General features: G+C 64.8%; 10 protein-coding genes. 4 read left to right on the top strand and 6 right to left on the bottom strand.

The genetic code is table 11. The features are described from left to right. Window positions 1-145: 145 nt before the first annotated feature. On the bottom strand, window positions 146-1,108 hold the full coding sequence (locus E1748_RS05145; RefSeq protein ID WP_240766501.1) for a DUF535 family protein: 963 nt from the start codon (window positions 1,106-1,108) through the stop codon (window positions 146-148). A 273-nt stretch (window positions 1,109-1,381) separates the two neighbouring features. Here E1748_RS05145 and E1748_RS05140 point away from each other — a divergent pair, with 273 nt between their 5' ends. The 3 genes from E1748_RS05140 to E1748_RS05130 all read left to right on the top strand — a co-directional run bounded on the left by E1748_RS05140 (window position 1,382) and on the right by E1748_RS05130 (window position 4,357). After that, window positions 1,382-2,089 carry a response regulator gene (locus tag E1748_RS05140; protein WP_133646053.1) on the top strand — a complete coding sequence of 236 codons (708 nt, stop codon included), beginning with the start codon at window positions 1,382-1,384 and terminating at the stop codon, window positions 2,087-2,089. A gap of 241 nt (window positions 2,090-2,330) precedes the next feature. Further along, window positions 2,331-3,128, top strand: coding sequence for an alpha/beta hydrolase (locus E1748_RS05135; RefSeq protein WP_133646052.1), 798 nt, complete (start codon window positions 2,331-2,333; stop codon window positions 3,126-3,128). A gap of 74 nt (window positions 3,129-3,202) precedes the next feature. After that, a complete protein-coding gene (locus E1748_RS05130) occupies window positions 3,203-4,357 on the top strand; it encodes an ATP-binding protein (RefSeq protein WP_133647238.1) in 1,155 nt (384 codons plus the stop codon). Here E1748_RS05130 and E1748_RS05125 read toward each other — a convergent pair. Together E1748_RS05125 and E1748_RS31420 are read right to left on the bottom strand one after the other, a co-directional pair. Then, on the bottom strand, window positions 4,351-6,723 hold the full coding sequence (locus tag E1748_RS05125) for a patatin-like phospholipase family protein (protein ID WP_240766499.1): 2,373 nt from the start codon (window positions 6,721-6,723) through the stop codon (window positions 4,351-4,353). The two genes, E1748_RS05130 and E1748_RS05125, sit on opposite strands and share 7 nt — an antisense overlap. Window positions 6,724-6,884: 161 nt before the next feature. Next, window positions 6,885-7,031 (bottom strand): hypothetical protein, encoded by a 147-nt coding sequence (locus E1748_RS31420; protein WP_166653505.1) that lies wholly within the window; start codon window positions 7,029-7,031, stop codon window positions 6,885-6,887. 176 nt (window positions 7,032-7,207) lie between these two features. Between E1748_RS31420 and E1748_RS05120 the strand changes: the two genes are divergently transcribed. Beyond that, a complete protein-coding gene (locus E1748_RS05120; RefSeq protein WP_133646051.1) occupies window positions 7,208-8,860 on the top strand; it encodes an ABC transporter substrate-binding protein in 1,653 nt (550 codons plus the stop codon). A 21-nt stretch (window positions 8,861-8,881) separates the two neighbouring features. Here the strand turns inward: E1748_RS05120 and E1748_RS05115 are convergent, their stop codons facing one another. The 3 genes from E1748_RS05115 to E1748_RS05105 all read right to left on the bottom strand — a co-directional run bounded on the left by E1748_RS05115 (window position 8,882) and on the right by E1748_RS05105 (window position 12,498). Continuing rightward, the gene (locus tag E1748_RS05115) at window positions 8,882-9,547 is read right to left on the bottom strand and encodes a hypothetical protein (RefSeq protein ID WP_133646050.1); all 666 of its coding nucleotides are present in this window, start codon (window positions 9,545-9,547) and stop codon (window positions 8,882-8,884) included. A gap of 104 nt (window positions 9,548-9,651) precedes the next feature. Beyond that, entirely contained in the window at window positions 9,652-11,112 is a 1,461-nt protein-coding gene (gabD, locus tag E1748_RS05110) for an NADP-dependent succinate-semialdehyde dehydrogenase (protein WP_133646049.1), read from the bottom strand. Window positions 11,113-11,214: 102 nt separating this feature from the next. Then, a complete protein-coding gene (locus E1748_RS05105; RefSeq protein WP_133646048.1) occupies window positions 11,215-12,498 on the bottom strand; it encodes a 4-aminobutyrate--2-oxoglutarate transaminase in 1,284 nt (427 codons plus the stop codon). Window positions 12,499-12,602 lie beyond the last annotated feature (104 nt).

The following is a 12,602-nucleotide window of genomic DNA, read 5'->3' as shown; positions in this document are numbered from 1 at the left end:
GGCGAAGCAACCCGGCCCTCTTTTAAGGTTTACGACGGCCTTTCATGAAACTTTACGTAAACGATGAAAAAATTTCGTAAGGCTGCAAAGCATTGACGGCGCTCCACGCTTCATGCTGGGAGCGCCGTCAAATAAAGCCGGGCGGTCAGCCCTCGATGCTGTTGCGGATCTGCGCGGCGAGTTCTTCGCGCAGTGCATTGCGCTTGCGCCGCAGCGCGTTGCCGCCGTCGGCGTCGCTCGCCTGCCGGACCGGCGCGAGCACGAACCAGCCGTTCCAGTGCGCGACGGCGCCGCACTCGCGCGACAGCTCGTCGTAGTTCGCGGCGACCTTGCGACGCCGCAGGCAGTAGCGCCAGCTCCCATAGATATGCGCGCGCTTCGACACGATGAACGTGCCGCCCGTCCCGAGGCCGGACGCGACGCACTGCGCGAGGAACACGACGAAGACCTTCGGACGTAGCCCATACCAGCGCTTCGTCAGCGCGCGAAACAGTTCGCGGCCGTTGATCGATTTGTCCGGACCCTGAACCGAGCCGACGCACAACCGCGGCCGCCGCACCTTGCCGCCGAGATACGCGAGGCTGAACGTGCACGACACGACGCGTCGTGCGCTCGCGTCGCGGATGCAGAGCGTCCAGTCGCCTTCCTTCTGGAACTGGTCGAGCGATTCGAGCGTGATCTGCCAGCGTTCGGCGCCGACCGCGAACTGCGCGATCGGCGCATAGCCGTCGCGGGCGATCTGATGCGCAAGATGCGGCGCGCGCTGCAGCGTGAGCATCTGGTGATCGAGACTTGCGGCGATCCGCTCGCGAGAACTGAAGCCGCCGTGCAGAAACGGACGGTGCGGCCGTTCGATCGCCACCGGATGACGCCGCACGATCTCGCGCAGCGGCGAGCGCGAACAGCCGCGCAACCAGATGGTGGTGGCGCGCCACCAGACGATCGAGCGGAACCACAGCCGCATGCGGCGCAGCCGGTGAAACAGCGTGTCTCCCGGATACACCATATGACCGGCGCGTCGGATCATCGAAAAAGACAGGCTGAAATCGGTCAGCCACGCGGCGAGCCACGGCAGGCGCGCGGCAAGCTTGTCGACGAAAAGGGGCATCACGCGTCGTTCTCCCGGTGTTTCAATGGGCTGGATGCTAGCGACGCGGGTTATCCGAGGCTGTCGAATTGAGCGCAGAATTGTCGGGTTTTGTGGAGCGGGGGAGCCTGTTGGTTAACTGCGGGCTAACTGCTGTGCGGCGTCTTGTCCCGGGGCATGTCCATCGCAGCCCGAACCGTCGGCGATCCGCGCCGACCTGCCACCCGGTATCATGGCAACCGCGCCGCGCCTGTCGGCATGCCACGAACCCAGCCAGCCTTGAACGATTCATCCATGTCCTTCCGGATCCTGCTCGTCGAAGACGACAACCGCCTCTCCGCGCTCGTGGCCGGCTATCTCGGCAAGCACGGCTATGAGGTCGACGTCGTGCTGCACGGCAACGACGCGGTGCCGGCGATCCTGAAGCGCCGCCCCGATCTCGTGATTCTCGATGTGAACCTGCCGGGCAAGGACGGCTTCCAGATCTGCCGCGAAGCGCGCGAGCAGTACGACGGCGTGATCATCATGGTGACCGCGCGCGACGAGCAGTTCGACGAACTGCTGGGCCTCGAATTCGGCGCCGACGATTACGTGCACAAGCCCGTCGAGCCGCGCATCCTGCTCGCGCGGATCAAGGCGCAGCTGCGTCGCGTGGCCGCGCGCGGGACCGAGCCGGGCAACCAGCCGGACAGCCTCACGTTCGGCAAGTTCGTGATCAATCGCGCGAGCCGGTCGGTGACGTTGCCGGACGGCAGCGCGCCTGATCTGACGTCGGCGGAATTCGATCTGTTATGGGTGCTCGTGCGCAACGCCGGCGAAGTGGTGAGCCGCGACGACCTGATGCGCGCGCTGCGCGGGGTCGAGTTCGACGGTCTCGACCGCACGATCGACGGCGGCGTTTCGAAGCTGCGCCGCAAACTGCACGACGACGCGAGCAACCCGCAGCGCATCAAGACGATCCGCGGCAAGGGTTATCAGTTCAGCAAGATCGCGTGGGAGTGACGGGAAGTAAGCGGAAGTAACGGGAACGGTCTTCGCGAAGCGCCTCGCGCGTTTCCCGAAGCACCATTAGTGTTCTCCTGAGAGCCTCGTGCGCTCCCCCGCAGCCCCCTCGGTTTCCTTTCCAGCTGAAATCCACCGTAACGCGCGCTCGACAAAACTCTACAGACGGCGCCGCAAATCGACAGTCGCGCGCGCACGTCTTCTCTACCATCCGGGCTTCACTGCTACATGTGCCCGCGTCATGTCCGTCTGTTCTCTTCCTGCTGCCCGTCACGCCGTCCTGATGATTCATGGGCTCGGCGGGACACGTCACGACTTCGGTTCGCTCGACAAGAAGCTCGAGGAGAGCGGCTGCGATGTCTATCTTCCGTCGCTGCCTGGGCACGGCTCGTCGCCGGACAAGCTGAACGACGTGAGCCTCGCCGACTACATGCAGCTGTTGAGCAAGACCTATCGCGAACTGTCGGAGCGTTATGCGCGGGTCGACGTCGCCGGGATCTCGATGGGCGCGTTGCTCGCGCTGATGCTGTGTGCGCGCGAACGCGTGACGCGCGGCCGGCTGATCCTGCTGTCGCCGCCGCTGTTCCTCGACGGCTGGAACGGTTCCAGGCTGCAGCCGCTGCGTTATCTGCTGTACTGCGTGCCGGGCCTGCGTCATCTGATCCGCGTGCCGGAAGGTGAACCGTTCGGCATCAAGAACGCGCGCATCCGCAATCTGATCCGTCGGCATCTGCAGAAGGGCAGCGGCGTGCACTATCCGTACGTGCCGCTCGCGGCGATCGCCGAGGTCGACCGGATGCGCTTCGCCGTGAAGCGCGCGCTGCATCGGATCGCGTGCCGCACGCTGGTCGTGCATTCGGAGGAGGACGAAGTGACGAGCATCCGCTCGGCCGAGTTTCTCTGCAAACACCTCGGCTCGCGCGACGTGACCTTCGTACGCCTCACCGACAGCTATCACATGATCACGCTCGACAACGAACGCGACACCGTGGCCGCCCGCACGCTCGATTTCGTTGCACGCGGCGATGTGCTAACGTGAGCCGCGCGAGCGGCCGCGACATGGATCAGCACACGCTGCAAGCCGCGTCGCTCGCCGATCCTTCGTCCGTGACCATGAACACCGCTGCCGCGCGCAAGCTCTCCGTCTACCGTTATTGCAAATGGCGTCTGCTGCGCTTCAGGCGCTCGTGGACCGACACGCGCGCGGATCGCGTGCCGAGCTGGTCGCGGCTTTACGTGCGGGTCTACGTGCGTCTGCTGACGCTCGCGCTGCTGGTCGCCGCGATTCCATTGCTGGGTCTTGCCGTCGCACTGGGTCCGCACACCGTGTGGCAGGCGTTGCGCACGCTGCCGGGCGGACTGCCGCTCGTCGCGCTGGTGACGCTCGGCGCACCGGCGCTCGCTGGGTACGGCTGGATGCGGCCGGTCTGGCTCGATCTCGTGATCATCCGCGAACGCGCAATCGACTTCACCGGCGGCCGCTTCAACACGCGTGCGAAAGAGTCGCACAGCGTGATCATCGGGCCGCTCGCTCGGACGCTCAACGCACTCGCGATGCGGATGGAACGGTTGATCGCCGCGCAGCGCGAACTGACCAACGGCATCTCGCACGAACTGCGCACGCCGCTCGCCCGCGTGCGCTTCGCGCTGGAAATCCTGCGCGAACCGGCATCGGCCGCCGAATATCACAGTGCACTTGCCAGCATCGATCAGGACGTGACCGAACTCGACGAGCTGATCGACATGAGCCTCACGTACGCGCGGCTCGAATACAGCTCGCTGCAATCGAATCTCGAACCGACCGTGCTGGCCGCATGGTTCGACGGTCAGGTCAACGATGCGACGCTGCTCTATACGAGCCGCGAAATCGTGCCGACAGTCGATGTCGACCACGAACTCCGCGTGACGATGGACAAGCGGCTGATGTCGTACGCGATGCGCAACCTGCTGCGCAACGCGAGCAAGTACGCACGCGAACGGATCGTCGTCGGCCTGGCGCTGCGGCACGGCAACGTCGAGATCTTCGTCGAGGACGACGGCGCCGGCATCCCGCCCGACGAGCGCGAGCGCATCTTCGATGCATTCGTGCGGCTCGACCGGCATACCGGCGGCTACGGCCTCGGTCTCGCGATCACGCGTCAGGTGCTGCATGCCCACAAGGGGCGCATCGCAGTGACTGACCCGCAGATGCTCGGCGGCGCGCGCTTCGAAATGAGTTGGCCCGCCGGGCTGGCGCGCGCGGCGCAGGGCAACGGCGACGCTCAGTAGGTGTGGCCCAGCTGGAAGTAGAAGTTATAGCGGCCGCCCGGCGCGAGTGCGATACCGAGATAGAGTGGCCCGAACGAACTCGTCAGGCTGGTGAAGAACGTCACGCTGCGCTTGAGCGGGCCCTTGCCGTTATCGAACACGCTGTTGTTCCAGACGTTCCCCGCTTCGACGCTGACACCCGCGAACAGTGCGTGAAAGATCGACGCATTGAAGGCGGTGAGCTGATTCATATAGGTCATCTGCCCGTAGATCATCGTGTTGCCGGCGAGCTGGTCTGCGCCGTACGCGGACAGATGCTGGAAGCCGCCCAGCGTGAAGTCGAACGGGTTGACCGGGTTCGCGCCGCCGAAATCGTTGCCTGCCTCGACGCTTGCGTTGACGCTGTGCCGGCCGAAGCTCGCCGCAACCAGCGCTTTGCCGTAGACCTCCGTATAGCGCGAGTTGCCGTCCGCCAGCCCGTCATTGTTTCCGCCGGACAGCGCCCGTTCGACGCGAAGGTCGGCAAAGTACCCCTTCCGGGGAAAGAGTGGATCGTCGAGCTGATCGATGACGAGCTGCGCATGCGCATTAACCTGCCGTCCGTAGTACGGCGAGAACGCCGTCCCCGGGATGATGTTGCCCTGATCGTCGGTGTTGGGAAAGTTGTAGACGGCCGACCCGGAACCGTGCGCGTATTCGACGCCGATCCGGAAGTCGCCGAGCGTCGACAGCGGGAGGCCCAGGTCGAGGCCGGCACGCTCTATCTGCTGGTGATACTGGGTGAATTTGAAGTTGGTGTCGGGGTCGTAGATATTGACGTACCGACGTTCCAGGCCCACATAAGGCGCGATGTAGTACCCGAACTGGTCCGACAGCGGTTGCCGCAACTCCCCGTGCATATTGATCAGATCGCTGCCAAGTGTCGAGTCGAAGCGCGCCTCGAGCCCCGAACCGGTGAGCCATGGCCGCCGGTAGCCGATGTGCATCCGGAAGCCGCCTTCATCAGTGGAACTGCTCGACAGCCCGAGGCCGAACAGCAGGAAATTCGGTCCCCACGATTTCTCTTTCGCGTCGATGACGAGCGTGTGCGAGTCGCCGTCGTTGATCAACTGCTGCGTGACGCTCTCGAAGTCGCCGGCCGTGGTCAGCGACAGCAGATCCTTGTTCAGCGCCTTCGGATCGTAGACGTCGCCGGGATGCGTATGCAGCGTGTCGCGAATGCGCTTCTCCGGTACGCGCCCCGGTGCCGAGATATCGATGCTGGTGATGCGGATCGGCGCGGACTCGTGTGCCGAGTGGGCCACGCGATACGCGGCGTACTGTTCCGGCGACAACGCCAGATGTTTCAACGCCGGCAGCGCGGCGCGCGCGGCGGCCTCGCCGGCGGCGATCGCCTGCTTCGCGTTCGCGAAATCGGTGAAGCTGAGCGCGCCGAGCTGCGGCTCGATCAACACGTCCTGCGGTCCGAGCTGCTTGCGCTGCAGCGCGACGTTCTGGTGGATCAGGATGCCGATCATCTGCTGCGCGACGTCGGCGGGCGACGCGAGCGCGTCGAGCGGACGCAGCGGCGAACCGATGTCCACCGCGATCACGACGTTCGCGCCCATGTCGTGCGCGGTTTCGATCGGCAGATTGCTGACGAGACCGCCGTCGACGAGCGTGCGGCCGTTCACGTCGGCCGGTGCGAACAGACCGGGCAGCGCCATGCTCGCGCGGATCGCGAGCGGCAGCGAACCCTGCTCGAGGGTGACCTGCTGGCCCGTACGCAGATCGGTTGCGATCGCGCGATACGGGATCGGCAACTGGTCGAACGACTGGTTCGTGGGGACCGCTGCGGTCCAGTCCTGCAGCAGCGCCTGCAGCCGGTTGCCCTGCACCAGGCCGGCGGGCAGCCGGAAGCCGTTCTTGCCGAAGCCGAACGACAGGCTGTTCACATACAGCCGCTCGTCTTCGCGGCGCGACTGCGGCAGGTCCGAGCGGGCGGTGACGTCGAACGCGATGTCGGCGAGATTGACCGACGCCAGGCGGTCCTGCATTTCCTTCGCGGTCATGCCGCTCGCGTACAGCCCGCCGACGACCGCGCCCATGCTGGTCGCCGCGATGCAGTCGACCGGAATGCGGTTTTCCTCAAGGACTTTGAGCACGCCGAGATGCGCGTAGCCGCGCGCGCCGCCGCCGGACAGCACAAGGCCGACCGAAGGGCGGCGCGGGTCGCCGCCGGTGGTGCCGCAGGCGTGGTCGGGGGTGGGGCTGGTTGTGGCTGCGGTGGCGTTGCCCGGGGCAGGGGCGGTCGCAGCAGTGGTGTTGGTTGTCGCAGCGTTGCTGGCGGCGGGCGTGGCCGCTGCCGCGTCAGCCGAAAAGAAGCCATTGCCGGCCGCGAGAAACATCGCGACAACGGTCAACTGGAAAGCCCGCCGCGCGCGCATAACGGCAAGCGAAGTCAAGCCCATCCCCGTCGCGCGATCGAGCGACACCCCTGTCGAGACCTGCATGGCCGCGTGCGCCGACGGTCGAATCATTTTTGTGATACCGGAAAAAATACGAAAGATTACATGGTTTTTTCTCCGGGAATAAGCGTCGTCGCGTAGGGCGCGTGGCCTTGCGACATGACGCACGATGCGTCTGCTTCGGCGGTAGCGGTACCGGTCAACGCGCCAGCAAGGTCGGTGCGCAGCAGATGACGAGCGGCGGTCATCGCGGACACAGTCGCTGCGACACACAACCCTTAGCACCCCCGCGCATATTCTTGTGCCGATTTATTGTTGGCGACCGCACACGTGCATGCGGAAAATCGTCAGGCTATGCTCAAACGACACGAACGCGTGACGTCAGCGCGTCCCATCACCGGTTCTCCCTGTCCGGATCGCCCCCATGAAGCCATTTTCTTTTAGCGTTTGCACACGCACTGCGCGCCGCCTCGCGCTGACCGGTCTGTTCGCCGCGTGCTCGATAGGCGCCTTCGTCGCGACCTCAGCGCCGGCGAGCGCCGCACCCGGCAAGACGCTCGTGTTCTGCAGCGAAGGCAGCCCCGCCGGTTTCGATCCGGGCCAGCACACGACCAGCACCGATTTCGACGCAAGCACCTACACCGTCTATAACGAACTCGTGCAGTTCCATCGCGGCACGCTCGATCTCGAACCGATGCTCGCCACGAGTTGGGACACATCCGCCGATCAGCGAACCTACACGTTCCATCTGCGGCACGGCGTGAAATTCCAGACCACCGCGTGGTTCCATCCGACGCGCGATTTCGACGCCGACGACGTGCTGTTCACGTTCAACCGGATGCTCGATCCCGAGATGCCGTTCCGCAAGGCGTACCCGGTCAGCTTTCCGTACTTCAGCGATCTGGGCTTCGATCGCAACATCGAGCGGATCGAGAAGGTCGACGATTACACGGTGCGCTTCCATCTGAAGTCGCCCGACGTGGTGTTCGTGCGCAACCTCGCGATGAGCTTCGCGTCGATCCTGTCGGCCGAATACGCGGCGCAGCTGAGTGCCGCGCATCGCGAGGCGGACATCAACCAGTTGCCGGTCGGCACCGGGCCGTTCGTGTTCCGCTCGTATCAGAAGGACGCGCTGATCCGCTTCGACGGGAATCCCAACTACTGGCGTCCCGCCGACGTGAAGCTCGCGCATCTGGTCTTCGCGATCACGCCCGATCCGGCCGCGCGGATCCAGAAGCTCGCGAACGGCGAATGCCAGGTGTCGGCGTTTCCGCGACCGGCCGACGTCGTGACCGTCGAGCACAATCCGTCGCTGAAGCTCGTGTCGGGCGTCGGTTTCAACGTGGGCTTTGTCGCATACAACACGCAGCATGCGCCGCTCGATCACGTCGACGTGCGGCGCGCGCTCGACATGGCGATCGACAAACCCGCGATCATCCGCGCGGTCTACGCAGGCAAGGCGACGATCGCGACCAACCCGATGCCGCCGATGCAATGGTCGTACAACGCGAAGCTGAAGGACGCGCCGTACGATCCCGCGAAGGCAAAAGCGCTGCTCGCGCAGGCAGGTTTTCCGAACGGCTTCGACCTTACGCTGTGGGCGATGCCCGTGCAGCGTCCGTACAACCCGAACGCGCAGCTGATGGCTCAATTGATCCAGCAGGACTGGGCGAAGATCGGCGTGCGCGCGAAGATCGTCAGCTACGAGTGGGGCGAATACAACCGCCGCGCAAAAGCGAACGGCGAGCACGACGCGATCCTGTACGGCTGGTCCGGCGACAACGGCGACCCGGACAACTGGCTCGGCACGCTGCTCGGCTGCGATGCGGTGCACGGCAGCAACATGTCGAAGTGGTGCGATCCGACGTTCGATGCACTGATCGTCAAGGCTCGCTCCGAGCCGGACACGGCCGCGCGCACTGCGCTATACGAACAGGCGCAGGTCGTGTTCAAGCAGAAGGTGCCGTACACGCCGATCGCGCACTCGATCACGTCGCTGCCGGTATCGAAGCGCGTGAATGACATGCTGCTGTCGCCGCTCGGCAGTCATCGGTTCGATGGGGTGTCGGTGGATTAAACCTGCGGCGCTCGCATCGAGTTAATTAGCGGCGGGCGCGGAGACGGTCGGCAGCGGAGCGGTAGCCGGAGAAGCGGGCGCGGCTACCGGTTGAAGCGGCACGACGGTACTCGTGAACTCGTAGGTCTGCATCGCGAGTGCGTCGAGTTTTTCCGGCGCGACGCGATCGTGCAGCGTTTGCCGCGCGATGTCGAGAATCGTCGGGTCGGTCTTCGCCGTGAGATCGGTCACGACCTCGACTTTCGCCCAGTCGACGGCCGACATGCCGGGCACCTGGACCAGATAGGCGATGCCTCCCGACGTGCCGATCGGCAGCACGTTGCCGGATTGCTGCTTCACGACATAGCCCTTGGTCGCGTAGAACGTGTCGCCGCCGCGTTGCCGTAGACGCACCTCCGGCGGGTCCATGAGAATCCGCTGGCTGCCGATGTTCTTCTGGTTGCACGCGACGCGTACCGAGTTTGGCGTCAGTTCGTTCGCGGTGCAGTCGACGACCGCGACCGGACGCAGATCGTTGAGGAACTTCGAGATGTCGATGTTGGCTTTCGTCTGGTCCATCTGCAGACGGGCCTGATCGATGCCTTGTTGCACGCGGGTCACCATGTTGTATCCGGTGACTGCGATTGCGGCGGTGATGATGAGATTGAGTCCCGCGATTATCGCGGTGATTTTTTCGTTGCCGGTCATTGCGCTATTCCGTGTAAAGATCAACACGGTTTATCGGCAATGACCGGTGCGCCTTGAGTGTGCGCGATGCAATTACCCGCTTTGCATCACGGGGTGCTGTCCGCTTAAATCCCGCCCATGCACAGATACTTGATCACGACGTAATCGTCGATCCCATACTGCGACCCTTCGCGCCCGAGCCCCGACTGCTTGACGCCGCCGAACGGCGCGACCTCGTTCGAGATCAGTCCGGTGTTGATGCCGACCATCCCGTACTCGAGCGCTTCAGCGACGCGCCACACGCGGCCGATATCGCGACTGTAGAAGTACGCGGCGAGTCCGAATTCGGTGTCGTTCGCGAGCTTGACCACTTCGTCGTCGGACGAGAAGCGGAACAGCGGTGCGAGCGGCCCGAAGGTTTCGTCGCGCGAGACTTTCATCGCGGGCGTGACGTCGGCGAGGATCGTCGGTTCAAAGAAGCCGTGGCCGAGCGCATGACGATGACCGCCCGACACGACGCGCGCGCCTTTCGCGAGCGCGTCTTCGATGTGCGCTTCGACCTTCAGCACGGCGGCTTCGTTGATCAGCGGCCCCTGCGTGACGCCTGCGTCCGTGCCGCGTCCGACCTTCAACTGTCCGACGGCCGCGCTCAGTTTCTCCGCAAACGCGTCGTACACCTTGTCGTGTACGTAGAAGCGGTTCGTGCACACGCAGGTCTGTCCGCTGTTGCGATACTTCGACGCGATTGCGCCTGCTACCGCCGCATCGAGATCGGCATCGTCGAACACGATGAACGGTGCGTTGCCGCCGAGTTCGAGCGAGACCTTCTTCACGGTCGGCGCGCATTGCTCCATCAACAGACGACCCACCGGCGTCGAGCCGGTGAACGACAGCTTGCGCACGGTCGGGTTGCCGGTCATTTCCGCGCCGATTGCGCGCGGATCGCCGGTCACCACGCTGAACACGCCGGGCGGCACGCCCGCGCGCTCGGCGAGCACCGCGAGCGCGAGCGCCGAGAACGGCGTCGCTTCAGCGGGCTTCACGACGATCGGGCAACCAGCCGCGAGCGCGGGTCCGACCTTGCGCGTGATCATCGCCGCCGGAAAATTCCACGGCGTGATCGCCGCGCATACGCCGATCGGCTCTTTCGTCACGACGATGCGACGATCGTTCGCGGGCGTCGGAATCGTGTCGCCGTTCACGCGCTTCGCTTCCTCGCCGAACCATTCGAAGAACGATGCCGCGTACTGAATCTCGCCCTTCGCTTCGGCGAGCGGCTTGCCTTGTTCGATCGTCAGCAGCAGCGCGAGATCGTCTGCGTGCTGCAGCATCAGATCGGACCACGTGCGCAGAATCTTGCCGCGTTCCTTCGCGGTCTTCGCGCGCCACGCGGGCCATGCGGCGTTCGCCGCTTCGATCGCGCGACGGGTTTCCTGCTGGCCCATCTTCGGCACGCTGCCGACGATCTCGCCGGTCGCGGGGTTGTTCACGTCGAAGGTTTTTTCGTCGTCGGACGCAACCCACTGGCCGGCCACGTAGGCCTTCTGTCTGAAGAGGGAGGCGTCGTTGAGTGTCGGTGCGGTCATGGTCGTCTCGCGGATTCGGTGCAAGAGAAAGGATAGAGGCGGCGGCGCGAAGCCGCGCCGCCGCTAGCGAAGCGTTGAAGAAGCGCTGGAAAGCGCAGAGCGTTACGCAGCTGCCGCGATGCTTTCCTTCAGCACTTCGTCGAGGATCGACAGCGCTTCGTCGAACACGGCGTCCTGGATCGTCAGCGGGAACAGGAAGCGCACCACATTCGAATAGACACCGCACACGAGCAGCAGCAGTCCGCGTTCGAGCGCGCGCGTCTGCACACGCTTCGTGAATTCCGCGTCCGGCTCGTGCGAGCCCGGCTTGCAGAACTCGACTGCGACCATCGCGCCCGGACCGCGCACTTCGGCGATCTGCGGAACGTCGCGCTGCAACGCGGTGAGCTTCGCCTTCACGCGGTCGCCGAGTTTGACAGCGCGTTCGCACAGCTGCTCTTCGTCGATGATGTCGAGCACCGCGTGCGCGGCCGCCACTGCGAGCGGGTTGCCCGCATACGTGCCGCCGAGGCCGCCGGGCGCGGCCGCATCCATGATCTCCGCGCGGCCGACCACGCCGGACAGCGGCATGCCGCCCGCGAGGCTCTTCGCGATCGTCATCAGATCGGGCACGACGTCGTAGTGATGCATCGCGAACAGCTTGCCGGTGCGTGCGAAGCCGGTCTGCACTTCATCGGCGATCAGCAGGATGCCGTGCTCGTTGCACAGCTTGCGCAGCGCGCGGACGAATTCGACCGGCGCCTGATAGAAACCGCCTTCGCCTTGCACCGGTTCGAAGATGATCGCGGCGACACGCTTCGGATCGATGTCGGCCTTGAACATGAATTCGATCGCCTTCAGCGAGTCTTCGACGGACACGCCGTGCAGCGCATTCGGGAACGGTGCATGGAACACGTCCGACGGGAACGGACCGAAGCCGAGCTTGTACGGCGCGACCTTGCCGGTCAGCGCCATGCCCATCATCGTGCGGCCGTGGAAGCCGCCGGTGAACGCGATCACGCCCGGACGGCCGGTGGCCGCGCGCGCGATCTTGATCGCGTTCTCGACCGCTTCGGCGCCGGTCGTGAAGAACGCGGTTTTCTTCGGATGATCACCGGGCGCGCGACGGTTGATCTTCTCCGCGAGTTCGACGTACGACGCGTACGGCACGATCTGATACGCGGTGTGCGTGAAGTGATCGAGCTGCTCGCGGATCGCGGCGACGATCTTCGGATGACGATGGCCCGTGTTGTTCACCGCGATGCCGGCGGCGAAGTCGATATAACGGCGGCCCTCGACGTCCCACAGCTCCGAGTTCTCGGCGCGCTCCGCGTAAAAATCGCACATCACGCCGACGCCGCGCGGGGTGGCGGCGTCCTTGCGGCTCTTCAGTTCGGCATTCTTCACGTCGATCTCCTTCGTTTTCGGTGGGTCTCAGGTAGTCGCATCCGGTCGGATGGCGCGGCCGGGCAGCGAAGTGCCGCGAGACCGTATGCCGCGACTATAATCAA

The sequence above is a fragment of the Paraburkholderia flava genome (assembly GCF_004359985.1).
Taxonomy (GTDB): domain Bacteria; phylum Pseudomonadota; class Gammaproteobacteria; order Burkholderiales; family Burkholderiaceae; genus Paraburkholderia; species Paraburkholderia flava.
This window is presented reverse-complemented; position numbering and strand designations above follow the sequence as displayed.

What these genes read in the sequence shown, in the direction of transcription:
- E1748_RS05145 (WP_240766501.1), bottom strand. Translation starts at nt 1,108, where the DNA reads ATGCCCCTTTTCGTCGACAAGCTTGCCGCGCGCCTGCCGTGGCTCGCC.
- E1748_RS05140 (WP_133646053.1), top strand. Translation starts at nt 1,382, where the DNA reads ATGTCCTTCCGGATCCTGCTCGTCGAAGACGACAACCGCCTCTCCGCG.
- E1748_RS05135 (WP_133646052.1), top strand. Translation starts at nt 2,331, where the DNA reads ATGTCCGTCTGTTCTCTTCCTGCTGCCCGTCACGCCGTCCTGATGATT.
- E1748_RS05130 (WP_133647238.1), top strand. Translation starts at nt 3,203, where the DNA reads ATGAACACCGCTGCCGCGCGCAAGCTCTCCGTCTACCGTTATTGCAAA.
- E1748_RS05125 (WP_240766499.1), bottom strand. Translation starts at nt 6,723, where the DNA reads ATGTTTCTCGCGGCCGGCAATGGCTTCTTTTCGGCTGACGCGGCAGCG.
- E1748_RS31420 (WP_166653505.1), bottom strand. Translation starts at nt 7,031, where the DNA reads ATGACCGCCGCTCGTCATCTGCTGCGCACCGACCTTGCTGGCGCGTTG.
- E1748_RS05120 (WP_133646051.1), top strand. Translation starts at nt 7,208, where the DNA reads ATGAAGCCATTTTCTTTTAGCGTTTGCACACGCACTGCGCGCCGCCTC.
- E1748_RS05115 (WP_133646050.1), bottom strand. Translation starts at nt 9,547, where the DNA reads ATGACCGGCAACGAAAAAATCACCGCGATAATCGCGGGACTCAATCTC.
- gabD (WP_133646049.1), bottom strand. Translation starts at nt 11,112, where the DNA reads ATGACCGCACCGACACTCAACGACGCCTCCCTCTTCAGACAGAAGGCC.